Genomic DNA, 19,938 nt, shown 5'->3' with positions numbered 1-19,938 from the left:
CCTTAGCGGTCACATACCCTCGGATCGTTTACGAGGCAGTGAAGCACGGCCCGTGCCCCGTCGCGGCCGAATTGCCGGGGCGGGCCGCGGCCCCGGACTGTAGGAACCCGACAGTGCCCGGCCGGAGGCGCTGTCAGGGGCCGATTCCCCGCCGCGCGGACGGTACCGATAGGTTTCCGAGGTACCAGACCGCTAACGAAAGGGTGATCCGTTGAGCCGCTCGGTTCTCGTCACCGGAGGAAACCGGGGCATCGGCCTCGCCATCGCCCGCGCTTTCGCCGACAACGGCGACAAGGTCGCGATCACCTATCGTTCCGGCGAGCCGCCCGCCGAGCTCACCGAAGCCGGTGTCCTCGCGGTCCGTTGCGACATCACGGACCCCGAGCAGGTGGAGCAGGGCTACAAGGAGATCGAGGAGAAGCACGGCAACGTGGAGGTGCTGGTCGCCAACGCCGGTATCACCAAGGACCAGTTGCTGATGCGCATGTCCGAGGAGGACTTCACGTCCGTACTCGACACCAACCTCACCGGCACCTTCCGGGTCGTCAAGCGCGCCAACCGCGGCATGCTGCGCGCCAAGAAGGGCCGCGTCGTCCTGATCTCCTCGGTCGTGGGCCTCCTCGGCTCGGCCGGCCAGGCCAACTACGCGGCGTCCAAGGCCGGTCTGGTCGGATTCGCCCGGTCCCTGGCGCGCGAGCTCGGCTCGCGGAACATCACTTTCAACGTCGTCGCGCCCGGCTTCGTGGACACCGACATGACGCAGGTGCTCACCGAGGAGCAGCGCAAGGGCATCGTGGCCCAGGTGCCGCTCGCGCGTTACGCGCAGCCCGAGGAGATCGCCGCCGCGGTGCGCTTCCTCGCCTCCGACGACGCGTCGTACATCACTGGAGCCGTCATCCCCGTTGACGGCGGATTGGGCATGGGTCACTGATCACCATGAGCGGAATTCTCGACGGCAAGCGCATCCTCGTCACGGGTGTGCTGATGGAGTCGTCCATCGCGTTCCACGCCGCCAAGGTGGCGCAGGAGCAGGGCGCGGAGGTCATCCTGACCGCGTTCCCGCGGCCCACGCTGACCGAGCGCATCGCCAAGAAGCTCCCCAAGCCCGCCAAGGTCATCGAGCTGGACGTGACCAACCAGGAGCACCTGGACCGCCTCGCCGGCCTGGTCCGCGACGAGCTGGGCTCGCTGGACGGTGTGGTGCACTCCATCGGCTTCGCGCCGCAGGACGCGCTCGGCGGCAACTTCCTCAACACCCCGTTCGAGTCGGTCTCCACGGCGATGCACGTCTCGGCGTTCTCGCTGAAGTCGCTCGCCATGGCGTGCAAGCCGCTGATGAGCGAGGGCGGCTCGATCGTCGGCCTCACCTTCGACGCGCAGTTCGCCTGGCCGCAGTACGACTGGATGGGCCCGGCCAAGGCCGCCCTGGAGGCCACCTCCCGCTACCTGGCCCGTGACCTGGGCCCGGACGGCATCCGCTGCAACCTGATCTCGGCCGGGCCGCTCGGCTCCATGGCCGCCAAGTCCATCCCGGGCTTCGACGGGCTCGCCGACGTGTGGAACACCCGCGCGCCGCTCGCCTGGGACATGAAGGACCCGGAGCCGGCCGGCCGCGGCATCGTCGCGCTGCTCTCGGACTTCTTCCCGCGGACCACCGGCGAGATCATCCACGTCGACAGCGGCGTGCACATGATGGGCGCCTGACCCCCGGGTCGTAAGCTCCGCCCGCGCACCGTCCCCGGAATCCCGAAGGCGGTGCGCGGGCGTTTCCGCGTCCGGTGCGCCTCGGCGGCGCTCAGGTCGAAAAGCCGGACGATCCACCGCAGAATGTGGAGGAACCGGACTTCCGGTCAGGCGTGGGGAGGAGGTCGCTGTGCGTCACACACCCCGCCGAACCCGTTCCCTGCTGGCCTCCGGCGCCGTCGTCGCCGCGTTGCTCGTCCCGGCCGGCCTGTACGCCGCCGGCCACGTCGGAGCCGCCGCCGGTGCGGCAGCGCCGCCCGCGCCCAGCCCCGAACCCGCCGGCTCCGAGTGCCGTACGTCCGTCGAGGGCTCCCGGGTCGTCGCCTACTGCCACAACCCGTACCCCTCGTCCGACCGCGTCCAGCTGCACACCGAGTGCGCCCGCTGGTGGGACGTGGACGCGGACTCCAAGCCGGTGACGGTGGAACCGGGGCGCACGGTGCGCCTGGCCGACCGCTGCTGGAAGGAAGTCGCCTCCGCCTGGGTCACCCACAGCGCGGCGCCCAAGGCGTAGGGGCCAGGGCGTGGGGGCCAGGGCTAAACCCGGTCCGCCAGGCAGGTCAGCGCGTGGCTCGCGGCCTCCGCCGCCGCCGTCTCCGCGTCGCCCGCCCGGATCGCCTCCACCAGGCGGCTGTGGTCCATGTGGTTCTCCGGCCGCAGCTCCTGGCCGACGTCCCCGCGCAGGTAGTCCCGCAGCAGGTCGCCCAGGTCCGCGTAGAGGCCCGTCAGCACGTCGTTGTGGGAAGCGGCCACCACGGCCAGGTGCAGCGTCGCGTCGGCGGCCACGAACGCCTCGGCGTCACCGGCCGCCCAGGTCTCCTCGCGCCGCCGCATCAGGGCGTCCAGCTGCTTCAGGTCCCGCTCGGTGCGCCGGACCGCGGCCAGCCGTGCCGCCGAGGACTCCAGGGTCGACCGGAGCTCCGCGATGTGGCGCGGGTCCGCCGTGGCGAACCGGCGGTGCATCACCCCGGCCAGCTCGCTGGTGGCGACCACATAGGTGCCCGAGCCCTGCCGGATGTCCAGCAGCCCGTTGTGCGCGAGCGCCCGGACCGCCTCCCGGACCGTGTTGCGGGCCACCCCCAGCTGCTCGACCAGCTCGGGCTCGGTCGGGATGCGGGAGCCCACCGGCCACTCGCCCGTGGTGATCTGGTTCCTCAGCTGGGCAATCACCTGGTCGGCGAGTGCCGAACGCCTCGGGGACGTCAGCGCCATGGTGCTCCTCGGTCGCAACGGCTCATGGGCCCGATCCTCTCAGGGTCCGGAGGGCGGACGGAATGGACAACCAATCATCCCATGATTCTATGATGGCCTCATGCGTGACGAAGAGACGACTCCCCAGACCGCGACCGGGACCCTGAGCCCCGGCGCCCCGGCAGCCACCCGCGCCGACACCCCCGCACCGCGGACCGGTCCCTCGCCGTGGACGCTGCGCCTGGTGGCCGTCGGGCTCGTCCTCACCGCGCTCAACCTCCGCCCCGCCATCACCAGCCTCGGCGCCCTCCTCGAAGAGGTCCGGGACGGGCTGCACATGAGCGGCAGCGTCGCCGGGGTCCTCACCTCGGTGCCCCCGCTCTGCTTCGCGGTCTTCGGTGTCATGGCACCGCGCCTCGCCCGCCGCTTCGGCCCCGGCGCGGTGGTCTGCGCGGGCATGGTCGCCATCACGGCGGGCCTGGTTATCCGGCCCCTGGTCGGCGGCACCGCCGGCTTCCTGGCCGCCAGCGCCCTGGCCCTCATGGGCATCGCCGTCAGCAACGTCCTGATGCCGGTGATCGTCAAGCGCTGGTTCCCCGACCGCGTCGGCTCCATGACCGGGCTCTACTCCATGGCCCTGGCCCTCGGCACCTCGCTCGCCGCTGCCGTCACCGTGCCCCTGACCGACGCGATGGGCGGCAGCTGGAAGGCCGGACTCGGCGTCTGGGCCGTCCTGGCCGCCGCCGCGATCCTGCCCTGGATCCCGCTGCTGCGGGACCGGGCCACCGCCCACGAACCGGCCCCGGCCGGCCCCGCCGCGCGGCCCGAGGCCCCGGAGCTCCGGATCACCCGCAGCCGGACCGCCTGGGCCCTCGCCTGCTTCTTCGGCCTCCAGGCCACCGCCGCGTACATCACCATGGGCTGGATGCCGCAGATCTTCCGGGACGCCGGGGTCTCGGCCGGCACGGCGGGCGTCCTGCTCGCGGTCACCATGGCCATGGGCGTCCCGCTCGCCTTCGTGATCCCGCGCGTCGCCGCCCGGATGCGCACCCAGGGCCCGATCGTCGTCTTCCTCGGCGCCTGCGGCCTCACCGGCTACGCGGGCCTCTACCTGGCCCCCTCCGGCGGCGCCTGGGCCTGGGCGCTGCTCCTGGGCATCTCGAACTGCGCGTTCCCGCTCGCCCTCACGATGATCGGGATGCGGGCCCGCAGCGGCGCCGGAGTGGTCCGGCTCTCCGCGTTCGCCCAGTCCACCGGCTACCTGATCTCGATCCCCGGCCCGCTCCTGGTCGGCGTGCTCTACCAGCACAGCGGCGGCTGGGGCGTGCCGATCGCGCTGATGGCCGCCCTGATGGTGCCGCAGATGGTCATGGGCGTCCTGGCCGGCCGGGACCGGACGATCGAGGACGAATCCTGAGATGCGAGACTGGGACCATGTCACCTGTGCTCGATCCGAATCCCCAGAACGGTCAGAAGAAGCTGCTCCTCGTCTTCGGGGCCATGCTGCTGATCACGGTCGTCGTCGGCGTCATCGCCGCCATCGCGTCCCCGTGACGCCCCGCCGCGGCCATGGTGGGGCTAGCACCACCATCCCCTAGGGGGCCAGGGTCAGGGAGAAGTGGGTGGGGCACCGGATGGGGGCGGCGCCCCCGTTTCCGTAAGTTCTGAGTATCAGAACCGACCACTCACGGAGGCGGACATGCCGGCCCGTACGCACACCACCCGTCCGGAGCCGAGCGGCGTCGACGTGCGGCTGCCGTGGTGGGCCGTCGCGCTGCCCGCCGCCGCCTTCGCCGCGCTCCTGCTGCTGATCGCCGGACCGGGCCAGGCGCAGGCCGCCAGCGGTGAATCGGCGACCGGCCACGTGCTGCGGCACCTCGTGGAGCTGCTGACCCGCTGACCTCCGGCCACGGGGGCACGAAGCCTCCAACACCCTGCGCCGGGTGGCGCGTTTCATGCGAAGCTGAAGTGTATGAGCGCCGATACACCTCGCAGGATCGTCCTTCTCAGGCATGCCAAGGCGGAATGGTCGCAGGAGTCCGACCACGAGCGGCCGCTGGCCGAGCGCGGCCGCATGGAGGCCCCCATGGCGGGCCGCAAGCTCGCCGATTCCGGGATCGTCTTCGACCTGGCCCTCTGCTCGACCGCCGTCAGAACGCGTGAGACGTGGAAACTGGCCGTGCACGAGATGCCCGAGCGCCCGAGGACCGTGTACGAGGAGCGGCTCTACGAGGCCTCGCTCGGCGAGCTGATCGCCCTGGTCAACGAGACCCCGGACGATGTCGCCGACCTGCTCGTCATCGCGCACAACCCCGGCATGCACGCGCTCGCCGACGCCCTCTCCGGCAGCGGCGAGGGCGACGCGCTCTCCCGGATGGCGCGCGGCGGCTTCCCGACCGCCGCCTTCGCCGTGGTCGCGTTCACCGGCTCCTGGAAGAGCGTCGAGCACGGCGTCGGCCGGCTCGCCGAGTACTGGACCCCCAACGACTGACCCGCCGCCGTACGGCAAGGGCCCCGGCACACACCGCGAGGTGCGCGCCGGGGCCCTTCCCGCAGGAGCGGCGGAAACTACTCCACGAGGCCGTCGGCCGCCTCGACCTCCTCGCGGGTGACGCCGAGCAGATAGAGCACGGTGTCCAGGAACGGCACGTTCACCGCCGTGTGCGCGGCCTCGCGGACCACCGGCTTCGCGTTGAACGCGACCCCGAGCCCCGCCGTGTTCAGCATGTCCAGGTCGTTGGCCCCGTCACCGATCGCCACCGTCTGTGCCAGCGGCACCCCCGCCTCGGCGGCGAAGCTCCGCAGCAGCCGGGCCTTGCCCGCCCGGTCCACGATGTCCCCGGTGACCCGGCCCGTGAGCCTTCCGTCCACGACCTCCAGCGTATTGGCGGAGGCGAAGTCGAGCCCCAGGCGCTCCTTCAGATCGTCGGTCACCTGCGTGAAACCGCCCGAGACCACGCCCACTTGGTAGCCGAGCCGCTTCAGCGTACGGATCAGCGTCCGGGCCCCCGGCGTCAGCCGGACCTCGGCGCGGACCTTCTCCACCACGGACACGTCGAGACCCGCCAGCAGCGCCACCCGGGCGTGCAGCGACTGCTCGAAGTCCAGCTCGCCCCGCATCGCCCGCTCGGTCACCTCGGCGACCTCGGCCTCGCAGCCCGCGTGCGCCGCGAACAGCTCGATGACCTCGTCCTGGATCAGCGTCGAGTCGACGTCCATCACGACGAGCCGCTGCGCCCGGCGGCTCAGCCCCGCCGAGACGACCGCCACGTCGACGCCGATGCCCGCGGCCTCCGGCGCCAACGCGGTGCGCAGCTCCTCGGTCCCCGTACCGGACACCGCGAACTCGACCGCCGTGACGGGGTACTTCGCCAGCCGGAAGATGCGGTCGATGTTCCCGCCGGTCGAGGTGATCCGGGCCGCTATGGCCGCCGTGGACTCCGCGGTCAGGGGGTGCCCCAGCACCGTGACGTGGGAACGGCCGACGCCGCGTGGCCGGTTGTCGCCGGTCCCGGAGATGATCTCCGCCTGGAGCTTCAGCGACTCCGCCCAGCTGTGCACGGTCGCCCGCAGTTCGCCCTCGGTGGTCCCGCCCGCGGTGGGCGCGGTGACCAGCGCGCACAGGACGATGCGGCCCCGGGTCACGACCTGCTCGATGTCGACCACGTCGACCGAGTAGGCGGCGAGGGTGTCGAAGAGGCCCGCGGTGATCCCGGGGCGGTCCTTCCCGAAGATCTTCACCAGAAGGGTCGGTACGTCCGGGCCCTGCCGGGACGCGGCGGGCTCGGGAGGCGGGGCGGGCTCAGGAGGCCGGGATACGCTCATGGTGCACCCACCGTATCGGTCCCCGAGCGCGCGCAGGCAGCCCGTCCCGAGTGCCGGACACCCCGGGCGTCCGCACCCGGTCCGTCCCCTTTCGCCTGGCTGCGCAGGTCTCGGTGAGGTCACCCTGGGCCGCCCGGCTTTCGTATCCGGGACTGGTCCTGGAATAGTTCCCCACGATGTTCAGCATCCCTAGACTCCCTGCGACGGGGGTAACACGGGGGACAACTAGTGGGGCGCGGAGTGCCGGAACTCGTACTGGAATTGAATGGCAGGACCTGGACGCTCGATCCGTCCAGGACGTACACCCTGGGGCGTGACCCGCAGGGGGACATGACGATCGACGACGCCAGAGTGTCGTGGCGGCACGCCACGATCAGCTGGAACGGACGCAGTTGGTTCATCGAGGACCACGGCAGCACCAACGGCACGTACGTGCACGGGCAGCGGATCCACCAGATGGAGATCGCGGCCGGCTCCACCGTGAACCTGGGCAACGCCACCGACGGACCGCGCCTGAGCCTGAGCGCCGCGGACGTCTACAGCGGCCGGGCCGCCGGCCCCGCGCAGCCGCAGCAGACCCCGCCGCACCAGCCCCAGCAGGGCGGCCCGGGCTGGCAGCAGCCGGCCCCCCAGCAGCCCGTCCCGCCGCAGCAGCAGGGCTGGCAGCAGCCCGCGCCGCAGCAGCCGCACGTGCCGCAGCAGGGCGGGGCCCCGGCCCCGCCCGGCCCCGGTGCCGGCCCGGCGGGAGCGGCGCCGGTCTACGGGGACCGCAGCCCGACCACGTTCCACCAGCTGGCGCTCGGCCGGGTGATGCGGATCGGTCGTGCGCTGGAGAACGACCTGGTCGTCTCGGACCTCCAGGTCTCCCGCAACCACGCCGAGTTCCACGCGACGCCCGACGGCCGCTTCGAGATCCGCGACCTCGGCTCGCACAACGGCACGTACGTCAACGGCCAGCCGCTCTCCAAGTCCGGCTCGGCGTTCATCGGCCCGAACGACACCGTCGGCGTCGGTCACTCGACGTTCCGGCTCGTCGGCGACCGGCTGGAAGAGTTCGTCGACACCGGTGACGTCTCCTTCGCGGCCCGCCACCTCACGGTCACGGTCGACGGCGGCAAGCAGATCCTCAAGGACGTCTCGTTCGGCGTCCCGGAGAAGTCGCTCATCGGCGTCATCGGCCCGTCCGGCTCCGGAAAGTCCACCCTGCTCAAGGCGCTCACCGGCTACCGGCCCGCCAACCAGGGCGATGTCCTCTACGACAACCGGAACCTCTACAAGCAGTTCGCCGAGCTCCGCCAGCGCATCGGTCTGGTCCCGCAGGACGACATCCTGCACAAGGAACTGACCGTCACCCGCGCCCTGAAGTACGCGGCCAAGCTCCGCTTCCCCGCGGACACCACCGAGGCCGAGCGCCAGGCCCGGATACACGAGGTCCTGACCGAGCTCAAGCTCGACGTCCACAAGGACAAGAAGGTCACCTCGCTCTCGGGCGGTCAGCGCAAGCGCGTCTCGGTGGCGCTGGAGCTGCTCACCAAGCCGTCGCTGATCTTCCTGGACGAGCCGACCTCCGGCCTCGACCCGGGCATGGACCGCGACGTCATGCAGCTGCTGCGCGGCCTTGCCGACGACGGCCGCACCGTCCTGGTCGTCACGCACTCGGTGGCCGAGCTGGCCATCTGCGACAAGCTCCTGGTGATGGCGCCGGGCGGCGCCGTGGCCTACTTCGGCCCGCCGGACGAGGCGCTGAACTTCTTCGGCTACACGACCTGGGCCGACGTCTTCTCGGCGTTCGAGAACTACCGCGACTACGACTGGTCGGGCCGCTGGCGCGGTTCGCAGCACTACCAGATGTACGCCGCCGACATCGACGCCGCCGCCGTGCAGTCGGTGCACATGCCGCCGCCGCAGCAGCTGCGGCCGCCGAAGCCGCAGGGCTGGGGCACGCAGCTGTGGACGCTGATGCGCCGCTACCTGTCGGTGATCGGCTCCGACAAGGGCTTCATGGGTCTGATGGTGATCCTGCCCGCGGTGCTCGGCATCGTCAGCGTGGTCATCCCGTCGGACTACGGTCTCGCCCCGCCGAAGCCGCCGCACAAGTTCAACGGCGACGCCGGAACGATCATGCTGATCCTCACGATCGGGATGTGCTTCTCGGGTGCGGCCAACTCCGTACGTGAACTGATCAAGGAACGCGTCATCTACGAACGGGAACGGGCCACCGGTCTGTCCCGCTCCGCGTACCTGATGTCCAAGGTCATCGTCCTGGGCCTGATCACAGCCCTCCAGGGCGTCATCATCTGCGGCATCGGCTTCGCCACCCGCGACCTGCCCGAAGAGGGCCTGATCATGCCGCCGGCCGTCGAGCTCTGCCTGACGGTCATCGCGCTCGGCTTCACGTCGATGATGTTCGGCCTGGTCATCTCCTCGCTGGTGAAGACCGCCGAGAAGACCATGCCGCTGCTGGTCATGTTCGCGATCGTCCAGGTCGTCTTCACCGGCATCCTCTTCCAGGTGTACGGCTCGCCCGGCCTGGAGCAGTTCGCCTGGCTGATGCCCTCCCGCTGGGCCATCGCGGGCGCCGGCTCGACGCTGGACCTCGCCCACCTCATGCCGCCGTGGGACGCGAGCAACCCCACCGACCTGGACCCGCTCTGGGAGCACTCGGTGAGCCAGTGGGGGACGAACATCTCGGTGCTGCTGTTCATCGGCGTCGTCTGCGGCTTCGCGGTCGCGCGGCTGCTGCGCCGCCACGAGCCCGAGGTCATGCGCAAGTAACCGGCCCGGACACGCGCCGAAGGGCGGCACCCCGCACGGGGTGCCGCCCTTCGGCGTCTGTCACCGGCGATACGGACCGCGGCGGATCAGTACGCGCTGTTGACGTTGTCGATCGAGCCGTACTTGTCGGCGGCGTAGTTGGCCGACGCGGTGATGTTGGCGACCGGGTCGTACTGCGTGTGCGGGGTGCCGGGCACGTGGTAGTAGTCGAAGGTCGGCTTGATGATCTGGAGCAGACCGATCGACGGCACGCCGTTCTGGGCGTTGATGTCCCAGTCGTTGATGGCGTTCGGGTTGCCGCTGGACTCACGGATGATGTTGCGGTGCAGGCCCTCGTACGTGCCCGGGATGCCCTTCTCGTGCATGATGTCGAGGGACTCCCGGATCCAGCCGTCCAGGTTGTTGGCGTACATGTGCGTACGCGCGGAGGAGCGGCTGGAGCGCGACTCGGACTTGTGGGACTTGGCCTTGGAGTGCGCCTTGGCCTTCGCCTTCTTCTTCAGCTCGGCCTTCTTCTCGGCCTTCTCCGCCTTGGCCTCGGCCTTCTCCTTCACCGCGGCGGCCTTCTTGGCCTTGGCGGCGTCGGAGGCCTTGACCAGCTTCTCGGCGGTCGAGTGCTGCTGGATGACGCTGTCCTGGATCGCCCGGGCCTGCTTGGAGCTCGCGGAGTCGAAGATGACCGGGGAGGCGGACAGGGCCTGCGGTTCGGTCTCGGCCTCGGCGTGACCGGGCACCAGGGACAAGGAGAGTGCAGCGGCGGCGACGGCGGAGACGCCGGCGGCGGAGAGCTTCTGGGTCTTGTTCAGGTTGCGGATACGGCCGGTGAAGCGGGACGCGGACATACAGGCTTACCTCTTCGAATTCGGGGGGTCCTCACGGAGGACGAAGACGGGAGCGACTACGCATCTCCGTCGGGGACGAGCTCAATTCTTAGCGGCGGCAAAATGTCGTGGCAAAGGTGTGACGTACGAAGCCGGGTAGTGGAATGGTGGGCGGTTTGCCGGGTTCGCTCCCAGGTCATCCCGCACCAAATCGCCCTTTTCGGTCCACTAGGCGGCTTCGTAAGTGACGTGGGCCCTATGCCTGGCCTCACATCGGGCGGGTATCCGGCTCACCATGCGTTGCTGGAGCAATGCGGAATGCGACGATCCGGAAAGGTTTCGTGGCTCTCGCCGGCGCCACTCCCGGCGCCCCGACCGCAGGTCCTAGTCCCTCCGCCCCGGTCCCCGGCCGCCTCCGGTCCGATACGGGGCGCGGGACCCGCCGGTACGGTGAGCCGCATGAGCCACCGACCGCCCTCCGGCCTCGCCGCCGTCAGCGCCGCGCTGCTCGCCATGAGCCGCCACCTGGAGGTACGGGACGTCCTGAAGACGATCGTCGCCTCGGCCCGCGAACTCCTGGACGCCGAATACGCCGCCCTCGGGGTCCCCGACGACCACGGCGGCTTCGCCCAGTTCGTCGTGGACGGCGTCAGCGACGAACAGTGGAAGGCCATCGGCCCGCTGCCCCGGCAGCACGGCATCCTCGCCGCGATGCTCCACGGCGGGAAGGCGGAGCGCCTCGCCGACGTCCGCAAGGACCCCCGCTTCGAGGGCTGGCCCAGTGCCCACCCCGACATGTCCGACTTCCTCGGACTGCCCATCCGGGACGGCGACGAGACGATCGGCGCCCTCTTCCTCGCCAACAAGAGGTGCCCCAAGCCCGAGGGCGTCTGCGGCTTCGACGCCGAGGACGAGGAACTGCTCTCGATCCTCGCCCAGCACGCGGCCATCGCCCTCACCAACGCCCGCCTCTACGAACGCAGCCGCGAGCTCACCATCGCCGAGGAGCGCTCCCGCCTCGCCCACGAGCTGCACGACGCGGTCAGCCAGAAGCTCTTCTCGCTACGGCTCACCGCCCAGGCCGCCGCCGCCCTGGTCGACCGCGATCCGGCCCGCGCCAAGGGCGAGCTCCAGCAGGTCGCCGCCCTCGCCGCCGAAGCCGTGGACGAACTGCGCGCCGCTGTCGTGGAGCTCCGCCCGGCCGCCCTGGACGAGGACGGCCTCGTCGCCACCCTCCGCACCCAGGTCCAGGTCCTCGACCGGGCCCACACCGCCCGGGTCACCTTCACCGGCGCCGGCGTCCGGGCCCTGCCCGCCGCCCAGGAGGAAGCGCTGCTCCGGGTCAGCCAGGAAGCCCTGCACAACGCCCTGCGCCACGCCGACGCCGCCCACGTCGACGTCACCCTCACCCGCCACGACGGTGCCACGCTGCTGCGGATCACCGACGACGGCCGGGGCTTCGAGCCCGCCGCCACCCGCCGGGCCGGGCGCCACCTGGGCCTCGTCTCGATGCGGGACCGGGCGAGCGGCGTCGGCGGCCGCCTCACCGTTGCATCCGCGCCCGGCAAGGGCACCACGATCGAGATGGAGATCCCCGGTGGCTGACAGGATCATCAGGGTGCTGCTCGTCGACGACCACCAGGTCGTCCGCCGCGGCCTGCGCACGTTCCTGGAGATCCAGGACGACATCGAGGTCGTCGGCGAGGCGGCCGACGGGGCCGAGGGCGTGGCCAGGACGGAGGAGCTGAGGCCCGACGTCGTACTGATGGACATCAAGATGCCAGGCACCGACGGCATCGAGGCGCTGCGCCGCCTCCGCGAGCTGGACAACCCGGCCAAGGTGCTGATCGTCACCAGCTTCACCGAGCAGCGCACGGTCGTCCCCGCCCTGCGCGCGGGCGCCTCCGGTTACGTGTACAAGGACGTGGACCCGGACGCCCTGGCCGGCGCCATCCGCTCCGTGCACGCCGGGCACGTCCTGCTCCAGCCCGAGGTGGCCGGGGCGCTGCTCGCCCAGGACGAGCCGGGCACGGGCACCGGCCGGGGGAGCACCCTCACCGAACGGGAACGGGAAGTGCTCGGCCTGATCGCCGACGGCCGGTCCAACCGCGAGATCGCACGCGCCCTGGTGCTGTCCGAGAAGACGGTCAAGACCCACGTCTCGAACATCCTCATGAAGCTCGACCTGGCCGACCGCACCCAGGCGGCGCTCTGGGCGGTCCGCCACGGAGCGGCGGGCTGAGACAGGGGAGCGGGCGCGGCAGGAGGTAAGGGCCGCGCCCGCTCTCCTGGCCGCGTCCGTCCCCCTTGCCTACCGCGCCCGCTCCTCCACATACGCGTTGTACGCCGCCACCTGCGCCCGCCGGGCCACCCGCTCCACCGGCCGCAGCGCCTCGCCCCGCGCCGCCATCTCCGACGCGCTCACCGCTCCGCCGTGCCCGTTCTCGTACGCCACCGAGATCAGCAGCCCGACCCGCTGGGCCAGCTCGAGGACCCGCACCGCCCGCGGCGGATAGCCCGGGGCCAGCACCTCGCGCCCCCGCTCCGCACGCGCCCGGTACGCGTCCACCGCCGCCTCGGCCACCGGCCCCGAACCGGCCACGTCGAGCCGGGTCAGCAGCGCCGTCGCGTCCCGCAGCGCCTCGGCCAGCTCGCGTTCCGCCTCGCCCAGCGAGGGCACGTCGGCCGGCGGAGCCTCCCGTACCGCCAGGCAGTGCCACACCACGTCCACGTGCACATCGCCGGCCGGGCCCGCCTCGCGCACCTCGGGCACCAGCCCGTACGGAGCCCCGAACGTGACGACGGCCTCCTCCGCCTCCAGCGCGCGGGCGTTGAAATCGGCCGGACCGCTCAGCCCCAGCGGATGCCCCGGTACCGGAAGCGCGACCCGGAAGCCGCTCACCCCCAGCGCCCGCAGCCGCCCCAGGGCGAACGTCAGCCCGACCGGACCGGCCTCGCCCGGCAGCCCCTCGACGCGGTGCACCGCGTCCTCCCCGACGATGGCGAGCGCGGCGTCGTCCGGCGATACGAGCCCCGCCAGCAACGCGTTCCCCCAGGCGGCCAGCAGCCCTGAACGTGGTTCCGAAAGCATGCGGACAGCCTAGGGGGTGTCTTGCCGATCACGGCCGGCTCCACGACGGCGGGCCCAGCGCCGCCCGCACTCCCGCGGTGGCGTAGGTTTTCCCTGGGAGCTGTGCCCACAGGCACGCGACGATCTCGACACTGCATGGGGAGACAACGCGCTCATGAGCGATGTACTGGAGCTGGTGGACGTATCCGTGGTCCGCGACGGACGCGCTCTGGTGGACGACGTCTCCTGGTCGGTCAAGGAGGGTGAGCGCTGGGTCATCCTCGGCCCCAACGGCGCCGGCAAGACCACCCTGCTCAACATCGCGTCCAGCTACCTCTTCCCCACCAAGGGCAGCGTCAGCGTCCTCGGCGAGCGCCTCGGCGGCGTCGGCACCGACGTCTTCGACCTGCGCCCCCGCATCGGCATCGCGGGCGTGGCCCTGGCCGAGAAGCTGCCCCGCCGCCAGACGGTCCTCCAGACGGTGCTGACCGCCGCCTACGGCATGACCGCCACCTGGAACGAGAACTACGACCAGGTGGACGAGGACCGCGCCCGCGCCTTCCTCGACCGGCTCGGCATGACCGAGTACCTCGACCGCAAGTTCGGCACCCTCTCCGAGGGCGAGCGCAAGCGCACCCTGATCGCCCGCGCCATGATGACCGACCCCGAGCTCCTCCTCCTGGACGAGCCCGCCGCCGGTCTCGACCTCGGCGGCCGCGAGGACCTGGTCCGCCGCCTCGGCCGGCTGGCCCGCGACCCGTACGCACCCTCCATGATCATGGTGACCCACCACGTCGAGGAGATCGCCCCCGGCTTCACCCACGTCCTGATGATCCGCCAGGGCAAGGTGCTCGCCGCCGGCCCCATGGAGACCGAGCTCACCTCCCGCAACCTCTCCCTCTGCTTCGGCCTGCCCCTCGTCGTCGAGCACCAGGGCGACCGCTACACCGCCCGCGGACTGCCGCTCGGCTAGGGCCGGTTGACCGTCGCGCCCTGTCCGTAAGGGTGCATACGGTCCTACGATGACCACGTGGACATCGACGCGTGGGTGTGGTGGCTGATCGGCGCGGTGGGACTGGGCATTCCGCTCGTCCTGACCGCGATGCCCGAATTCGGCATGTTCGCCGTGGGGGCCGTCGCCGCCGCGGTCGTCGCGGCCCTAGGCGGCGGAATCGTCGCCCAGGTTCTGGTCTTCGTCATCGTCTCGGTGGCGCTGACGGCCGTGGTGCGCGTGATCGCCGGGCGGCAACGCGCGGACCGTGCGCCCGTGCACCCCACCGGGATCGACGCCCTGAAGGGCCGTCAGGCCGTCGTCCTGGAACGGGTGGACGGCGGCGGTGGCCGCATCAAGCTGGCCGGTGAGGTCTGGTCGGCGCGTCCCTTCGACCCCGGATTCAGTTACGAGCCCGGCGATCACGTGGACGTCGTGGACATCGACGGGGCGACGGCCGTCGTCATGTGACCGAACTGCCCCCACACCAAGGCGCGTTCTGTCAGACTCGATGACGATCATCAACCGAAGGGCACGAGGAAACGATGCAACCGATCATCATCGTCCTGATCATTCTGGTGGTGCTCGTCTTCATCGCCCTGATCAAGACGATCCAGGTCATCCCGCAGGCCAGCGCCGCCATCGTGGAGCGCTTCGGCCGGTACACCCGCACCCTCAACGCGGGCCTCAACATCGTCGTCCCGTTCATCGACTCGATCCGCAACCGGATCGACCTGCGCGAGCAGGTCGTGCCCTTCCCGCCGCAGCCCGTCATCACCCAGGACAACCTGGTCGTCAACATCGACACCGTCATCTACTACCAGGTGACCGACGCCCGGGCCGCGACGTACGAGGTCGCCAGCTACATCCAGGCCATCGAGCAGCTCACCGTCACCACCCTCCGCAACATCATCGGCGGCATGGACCTGGAGCGGACCCTCACCTCCCGCGAGGAGATCAACGCGGCCCTGCGCGGCGTCCTGGACGAGGCCACCGGCAAGTGGGGCATCCGCGTCAACCGCGTCGAGCTCAAGGCGATCGAGCCGCCCACCTCCATCCAGGACTCGATGGAGAAGCAGATGCGCGCCGACCGCGACAAGCGCGCCGCCATCCTCCAGGCCGAGGGAACCCGGCAGTCCGCGATCCTCACCGCGGAGGGCGAGAAGCAGTCCGCGATCCTGCGCGCCGAGGGTGAGGCCAAGGCCGCCGCCCTGCGCGCGGAGGGCGAGGCCCAGGCCATCCGTACGGTCTTCGAGTCCATCCACGCGGGCGACCCGGACCAGAAGCTCCTGTCGTACCAGTATCTCCAGATGCTGCCGAAGATCGCCGAGGGCGACGCCAACAAGCTCTGGATCGTGCCCAGCGAGATCGGCGACGCCCTCAAGGGCCTCAGCGGCGCCTTCGGCAACCTCGGCTCCGGCGCTCCCGGCTTCAACACCGGCCAGGAACGGCGCGAGGAACCCCCGGTCGACTGACGTGTACACCCCCCGTGCATGATTCGTGCAGCAAGCACCGATCACGCACGGGGGATACGTCATGTCCATCTGGGAGATGCTCGCCGTCTTCGCCGCGGGAATCAGCGCCGGCACGATCAACACGATCGTCGGCTCCGGCACGCTGATCACCTTCCCCGTCCTGCTCGCCACCGGCCTCCCCCCGGTCACCGCCACCGTCTCCAACGCGCTCGGCCTGATCCCCGGCTCCATCAGCGGCGCGATCGGCTACCGCAAGGAGCTCGAAGGCCAGCGCTCCCGCGTCCTCAAGCTCACCGTGGGCGCCCTCATCGGTGGCCTGACCGGTGCCACCCTGCTCCTGGCCCTGCCCTCGACGGCCTTCGAGACCATCGTCCCGGTCCTGGTCGCCCTGGCCCTCGTCCTGGTCATCCTGCAACCGCGCATCAGCAAGGCCGTCCAGGACCGGCGCGCCCGGACCGGAACGTCCGCCCACCCCGACGGCGGCCCCCTGCTCTACATCGGCCTGACCCTCGCCAGCGTCTACGGCGGCTACTTCACGGCAGCGCAGGGGATCATCTACCTCTCCCTGATGGGCATGCTGGTGGACGACACCATCCAGCGCCTCAACGCCGTCAAGAACGTCCTCGCCGCCGTCGTCAACAGCATCGCCGCGCTGTTCTTCCTCTTCGTCGCCGACTTCGACTGGACCGCCGTCGTCCTGATCGCGGTCGGCTCCGCCATCGGCGGCCAGATCGGCGCCACGGTCGGCCGCCGCCTCAGCCCCGCCCTGCTGCGCGCCCTCATCGTCGCCGTCGGCACGGCCGCCATCGTCCAGCTGCTGCTCCGCTGAACGACCGAGGCCCGCCTCCCTCGGGGGAGACGGGCCTCGCTCACATCGCCGGGCGTACGGCGGCTACGCCGCGCTGCGCGCCAGCCACTCCGGCAGCGCCGAGCGGTCGCCGGCCCCCAGCGCCAGCAGCATCGCCTCCGCGGGGGACGGCACGAAGGGCTTCCGCAGCAACGGCATCCCCGCCTGCTCCGGCGTACGGTCCGCCTTGCGGTGGTTGTCCTCGGCGCAGGAGGCCACCGTGTTGAGCCAGGTGTCCTGCCCGCCCTGCGCTTTCGGCACCACGTGGTCGACGGTGCTCGCCCGCTTCCCGCAGTACGCGCACCGGTGCTGGTCCCGGACCAGGACCCCCCTCCTGGACCACGGCGCCTGTCTTCGGAACGGCACCCGTACGTACCGGCACAGGCGGATCACCCGGGGCACCGGGATGTCCACATCGGCGCCGCGCATCCGAAGGCCGGGGTGGGACTGCTCGACGACGGCCTTGTCCTGAAGGATCAGCACCACCGCACGGTTCAGCGTCACTGTCGACAGCGGCTCGAAGCTCGCGTTCAGTACCAGCGTGTCCCGCATCCCGCCCACCTCCCGTGTGCCGGCCGCCCCCTGGCAGGCCCGGATCAACTCTGGCCCCGGCACGCCGTGATGGACAACGCATTAAAAAATGCCCTGCCCTGATCTCTCCAGGACCAGGGCAGGGCAAACGGATGCGGACGTTTTGGTGCTCAGGCGTTGTCGGCGGGCTCCGCGTACTCGGTGACCAACTGGGCCCGGCCCAGGGTGTGGAACCGCAGGTTGAACCCGACGGCCGCCGGCGAGGCGTCGCTGTCGGGGCCCAGCTTCTCGGTGTCCACCGCGTACACGGTGAACACGTAGCGGTGGTTCTCTCCGGCCGGCGGGGCGGCGCCGCCGAAGTCCTTGGTCCCGTAGTCGTTGCGCGCGTGCACGGCCCCTGCGGGCAGCCCCTCGAACTTCCCGCCGCCCGCGCCGGCCGGCAGCTCCGTGACGGACGCGGGGATGTCGAAGAGCACCCAGTGCCAGAACCCGCTGCCCGTGGGCGCGTCGGGGTCGAAGCACGTCACGGCGAAGCTCTTGGTCTCCGCCGGAAAGCCCTCCCACCGCAGCTGCGGCGAGGTGTTCCCCGCCGCGTACACCTGTGCGTCGGAGAGCACGGCGCCCGGGGCGGCGTCCTCGCTCACCACGGTGAACGAGGGAACCTCCGGATGGAAGTCGTGCGGCAGCGGCGCCCTCTTCGGCTCGGTCACGTCAGCACCTCTCTGTCGGCTCTGTCGGATGACCCCTCCGACCCTAGAGCCAGTTGCGCTGCCCGCCGACCTGCGCCAGCCACTGGTTCAGATATGCCGCCCAGTCGGTCTCGTGGAAGTTGTGCAGACCGACCTTGAACGCGCGGTACGAGTCGCTGCCCTCGCTGAAGAGACCCGCCTTCTTGTCCATCTCCAGGATGACGTCCATCTCGCGGTCGTCCGCGACGAACGACAGCTCCACCTGGTTCAGCCCCCGGTACTGCTGCGGCGGGTGGAACTCGATCTCCTGGTAGAACGGCAGCCGCTGCCGCGTACCGCGGATGTGGCCGCGCTCCATGTCGGCGCTGCGGAAGCTGAAGCCCAGCCGGCCGAAGGCGTCGAGGATGGCCTCCTGGGCAGGCAGCGGGTGCACGTTGATCGGGTCCAGGTCGCCGGAGTCCACGGCCCGCGCGATCTCCAGCTCCGTCGTCACCCCGATGTTCATGCCGTGCAGGTGCTGGCCGGCGAACATGGTGATCGGCGTCTCCCAGGGGATCTCCAGGCCGAACGGCACGACGTGCACCGCGCCCGCCCGCACCTCGAAGGCGCCGCCGACGCGCAGCTTGGTGAACTCGATGTCCTGCTTGTACTCCTGGTCCTGGCCCTCGACCTCGACCCGGGCCTGAAGACCCACGGAGAGCCCCTCGATCTGCTGGTCGACCGAGCCGCCCTGGATCCGCACCTCGCCCTGGACGACCCCGCCCGGGACGACGTTGACCTCGCTCAGCTCGGTCTCCACCGAGGCGCCACCGGCACCCATGCTCGCGAGCAGCCGCTTGAAGCCCATGTTTTCTCCTCCTAGGTCCTGACCCCTACATACGCGCGACGACCGTAGTCGGTTCCCAGTAACCTCGAACCTCATGATCGATGGCCCGGACCGTACGCCGCTGACGCGGGACTTCTTCGACCGCCCCGTACTGGAGGTGGCGCCCGACCTCCTGGGACGCACCCTGGTCCGCAACACCCCGGAGGGCCCGATCGCCCTGCGCCTCACCGAGGTGGAGGCGTACGCCGGCGAGATCGACCCGGGTTCGCACGCCTTCCGGGGCCGGACGCGACGGAACGAAGCGATGTACGGCCCGCCGGGCCACGCGTACGTCTACTTCACGTACGGGATGTGGCACTGCATGAACCTGGTGTGCGGTCCGGAGGGCAGGGCGAGCGGGGTGCTGCTGCGGGCCGGCGAGATTCTGGAGGGCGCCGAGCTGACGCGCAAACGTCGAGTTTCGGCCCGTAATGACAAGGAACTGGCCAAAGGGCCCGCCCGCCTCGCGACCGCCCTGGACATCGGCCGCGCGCTGGACGGCACCGACGCCATCGCCCACGAGGGCGCCGAGCTCTCCGTGCTCCACGGCACCCCGCCCGCTCGTGACCAGGTGCGCAGTGGTCCGCGGACCGGGGTGGGCGGGGACGGGGCGGTGCACCCCTGGCGGTTCTGGATCGACGGCGACCCCACGGTGAGCCCGTACCGGGCCCATGTGCCGCGCCGCAGGTCAACTTGACTCGCCCGGAAGGGCCCCCTAATGTTGTCCGAGTCGCTTGACACGGGTACAGCTGTTGGTTCGGTCCATCGGATCGAGAGCCGCGCAGACCTGAAGCGGCCAACCACTACCTACGACTCACCCCAGAGGGTGCGGGTTTCGGCATGCCGGAATTCAATCCCGCTGACTCGATTATGAGTAAACGGGAGAGTCCGCTAAAGTAGTGGACACGCCGAAAGGCAGCCGAAAGGCAAATGGAAAGACCCGCTTCGACCGGGAATCGGACACGAAAGAGTCTGATAGAGTCGGAAACGCAAGACCGAAGGGAAGCGCCCGGAGGAAAGCCCGAAAGGGTGAGTACAAAGGAAGCGTCCGTTCCTTGAGAACTCAACAGCGTGCCAAAAGTCAACGCCAGATATGTTGATACCCCGGCCTGCTT

General features: G+C 70.6%; 22 protein-coding genes. 15 read left to right on the top strand and 7 right to left on the bottom strand.

The features are described from left to right. Positions 1 to 211: 211 nt before the first annotated feature. The 3 genes from fabG to AB0L33_RS28255 all read left to right on the top strand — a co-directional run bounded on the left by fabG (position 212) and on the right by AB0L33_RS28255 (position 2,257). Entirely contained in the window at positions 212 to 931 is a 720-nt protein-coding gene (gene fabG / locus AB0L33_RS28265; protein WP_018104724.1) for a 3-oxoacyl-[acyl-carrier-protein] reductase, read from the top strand. Positions 932 to 936: 5 nt separating this feature from the next. Beyond that, complete coding sequence (fabI, locus tag AB0L33_RS28260; protein WP_164629747.1) at positions 937 to 1,704, top strand: enoyl-ACP reductase FabI; 768 nt, start codon at positions 937 to 939, stop codon at positions 1,702 to 1,704. 169 nt (positions 1,705 to 1,873) lie between these two features. Beyond that, positions 1,874 to 2,257, top strand: coding sequence for a hypothetical protein (locus AB0L33_RS28255; protein ID WP_365685921.1), 384 nt, complete (start codon positions 1,874 to 1,876; stop codon positions 2,255 to 2,257). 23 nt (positions 2,258 to 2,280) lie between these two features. Here the strand turns inward: AB0L33_RS28255 and AB0L33_RS28250 are convergent, their stop codons facing one another. Further along, the gene (locus tag AB0L33_RS28250) at positions 2,281 to 2,955 is read right to left on the bottom strand and encodes a FadR/GntR family transcriptional regulator (protein WP_365685920.1); all 675 of its coding nucleotides are present in this window, start codon (positions 2,953 to 2,955) and stop codon (positions 2,281 to 2,283) included. Between the two features lie 100 nt (positions 2,956 to 3,055). Here AB0L33_RS28250 and AB0L33_RS28245 point away from each other — a divergent pair, with 100 nt between their 5' ends. The 4 genes from AB0L33_RS28245 to AB0L33_RS28230 all read left to right on the top strand — a co-directional run bounded on the left by AB0L33_RS28245 (position 3,056) and on the right by AB0L33_RS28230 (position 5,425). Further along, the gene (locus AB0L33_RS28245; protein ID WP_365685918.1) at positions 3,056 to 4,351 is read left to right on the top strand and encodes a CynX/NimT family MFS transporter; all 1,296 of its coding nucleotides are present in this window, start codon (positions 3,056 to 3,058) and stop codon (positions 4,349 to 4,351) included. A gap of 26 nt (positions 4,352 to 4,377) precedes the next feature. Further along, a complete protein-coding gene (locus AB0L33_RS28240; protein WP_260697003.1) occupies positions 4,378 to 4,488 on the top strand; it encodes an SGM_5486 family transporter-associated protein in 111 nt (36 codons plus the stop codon). 145 nt (positions 4,489 to 4,633) lie between these two features. After that, positions 4,634 to 4,834 (top strand): hypothetical protein, encoded by a 201-nt coding sequence (locus AB0L33_RS28235; protein WP_365685916.1) that lies wholly within the window; start codon positions 4,634 to 4,636, stop codon positions 4,832 to 4,834. Positions 4,835 to 4,906: 72 nt separating this feature from the next. Continuing rightward, entirely contained in the window at positions 4,907 to 5,425 is a 519-nt protein-coding gene (locus AB0L33_RS28230) for a histidine phosphatase family protein (protein ID WP_365685914.1), read from the top strand. A 77-nt stretch (positions 5,426 to 5,502) separates the two neighbouring features. On the opposite strand, the gene serB is transcribed toward AB0L33_RS28230, so the two are convergent. Continuing rightward, entirely contained in the window at positions 5,503 to 6,759 is a 1,257-nt protein-coding gene (gene serB / locus AB0L33_RS28225) for a phosphoserine phosphatase SerB (RefSeq protein WP_365685913.1), read from the bottom strand. A 228-nt stretch (positions 6,760 to 6,987) separates the two neighbouring features. Between serB and AB0L33_RS28220 the strand changes: the two genes are divergently transcribed. Continuing rightward, positions 6,988 to 9,534 carry an FHA domain-containing protein gene (locus tag AB0L33_RS28220; protein ID WP_365685911.1) on the top strand — a complete coding sequence of 849 codons (2,547 nt, stop codon included), beginning with the start codon at positions 6,988 to 6,990 and terminating at the stop codon, positions 9,532 to 9,534. Between the two features lie 86 nt (positions 9,535 to 9,620). Here the strand turns inward: AB0L33_RS28220 and AB0L33_RS28215 are convergent, their stop codons facing one another. Continuing rightward, positions 9,621 to 10,376 (bottom strand): transglycosylase SLT domain-containing protein, encoded by a 756-nt coding sequence (locus AB0L33_RS28215; protein ID WP_365685909.1) that lies wholly within the window; start codon positions 10,374 to 10,376, stop codon positions 9,621 to 9,623. A gap of 438 nt (positions 10,377 to 10,814) precedes the next feature. Between AB0L33_RS28215 and AB0L33_RS28210 the strand changes: the two genes are divergently transcribed. Continuing rightward, positions 10,815 to 11,960, top strand: coding sequence for a GAF domain-containing sensor histidine kinase (locus AB0L33_RS28210; protein WP_365685907.1), 1,146 nt, complete (start codon positions 10,815 to 10,817; stop codon positions 11,958 to 11,960). Then, complete coding sequence (locus AB0L33_RS28205; protein ID WP_365685905.1) at positions 11,953 to 12,597, top strand: response regulator transcription factor; 645 nt, start codon at positions 11,953 to 11,955, stop codon at positions 12,595 to 12,597. The genes AB0L33_RS28210 and AB0L33_RS28205 overlap by 8 nt, the downstream gene beginning before the upstream one ends. Before the next feature lie 69 nt (positions 12,598 to 12,666). Here the strand turns inward: AB0L33_RS28205 and AB0L33_RS28200 are convergent, their stop codons facing one another. Further along, on the bottom strand, positions 12,667 to 13,446 hold the full coding sequence (locus tag AB0L33_RS28200) for a hypothetical protein (RefSeq protein ID WP_365685903.1): 780 nt from the start codon (positions 13,444 to 13,446) through the stop codon (positions 12,667 to 12,669). A gap of 154 nt (positions 13,447 to 13,600) precedes the next feature. Between AB0L33_RS28200 and AB0L33_RS28195 the strand changes: the two genes are divergently transcribed. The 4 genes from AB0L33_RS28195 (at position 13,601) to AB0L33_RS28180 (ending at position 16,720) form a co-directional block, all read left to right on the top strand. After that, positions 13,601 to 14,398, top strand: coding sequence for an ABC transporter ATP-binding protein (locus tag AB0L33_RS28195; RefSeq protein WP_365685902.1), 798 nt, complete (start codon positions 13,601 to 13,603; stop codon positions 14,396 to 14,398). A gap of 57 nt (positions 14,399 to 14,455) precedes the next feature. Next, positions 14,456 to 14,887 carry an NfeD family protein gene (locus AB0L33_RS28190; RefSeq protein WP_365685900.1) on the top strand — a complete coding sequence of 144 codons (432 nt, stop codon included), beginning with the start codon at positions 14,456 to 14,458 and terminating at the stop codon, positions 14,885 to 14,887. Positions 14,888 to 14,961: 74 nt separating this feature from the next. Continuing rightward, complete coding sequence (locus AB0L33_RS28185; RefSeq protein ID WP_365685898.1) at positions 14,962 to 15,891, top strand: SPFH domain-containing protein; 930 nt, start codon at positions 14,962 to 14,964, stop codon at positions 15,889 to 15,891. Between the two features lie 61 nt (positions 15,892 to 15,952). Continuing rightward, on the top strand, positions 15,953 to 16,720 hold the full coding sequence (locus tag AB0L33_RS28180; RefSeq protein ID WP_365685896.1) for a sulfite exporter TauE/SafE family protein: 768 nt from the start codon (positions 15,953 to 15,955) through the stop codon (positions 16,718 to 16,720). 63 nt (positions 16,721 to 16,783) lie between these two features. Here AB0L33_RS28180 and AB0L33_RS28175 read toward each other — a convergent pair whose 3' ends face one another. The 3 genes from AB0L33_RS28175 to AB0L33_RS28165 all read right to left on the bottom strand — a co-directional run bounded on the left by AB0L33_RS28175 (position 16,784) and on the right by AB0L33_RS28165 (position 18,805). Next, positions 16,784 to 17,290, bottom strand: a complete 507-nt coding sequence (locus tag AB0L33_RS28175; protein WP_365685894.1) for an HNH endonuclease — start codon at positions 17,288 to 17,290, stop codon at positions 16,784 to 16,786. Between the two features lie 149 nt (positions 17,291 to 17,439). After that, on the bottom strand, positions 17,440 to 17,979 hold the full coding sequence (locus AB0L33_RS28170; protein WP_365685892.1) for a YbhB/YbcL family Raf kinase inhibitor-like protein: 540 nt from the start codon (positions 17,977 to 17,979) through the stop codon (positions 17,440 to 17,442). A gap of 43 nt (positions 17,980 to 18,022) precedes the next feature. Continuing rightward, on the bottom strand, positions 18,023 to 18,805 hold the full coding sequence (locus AB0L33_RS28165; RefSeq protein ID WP_365685890.1) for a sporulation protein: 783 nt from the start codon (positions 18,803 to 18,805) through the stop codon (positions 18,023 to 18,025). A gap of 73 nt (positions 18,806 to 18,878) precedes the next feature. Here AB0L33_RS28165 and AB0L33_RS28160 point away from each other — a divergent pair, with 73 nt between their 5' ends. Next, a complete protein-coding gene (locus AB0L33_RS28160; protein ID WP_365685888.1) occupies positions 18,879 to 19,520 on the top strand; it encodes a DNA-3-methyladenine glycosylase in 642 nt (213 codons plus the stop codon). The last annotated feature ends 418 nt before the right edge of the window (positions 19,521 to 19,938 follow it).

This window comes from Streptomyces sp. NPDC052299 (assembly GCF_040679335.1).
GTDB lineage: Bacteria > Actinomycetota > Actinomycetes > Streptomycetales > Streptomycetaceae > Streptomyces.
The sequence above is the reverse complement of the archived record's forward strand: the minus strand, read 5'-3'. Positions and strand labels throughout refer to the sequence as shown.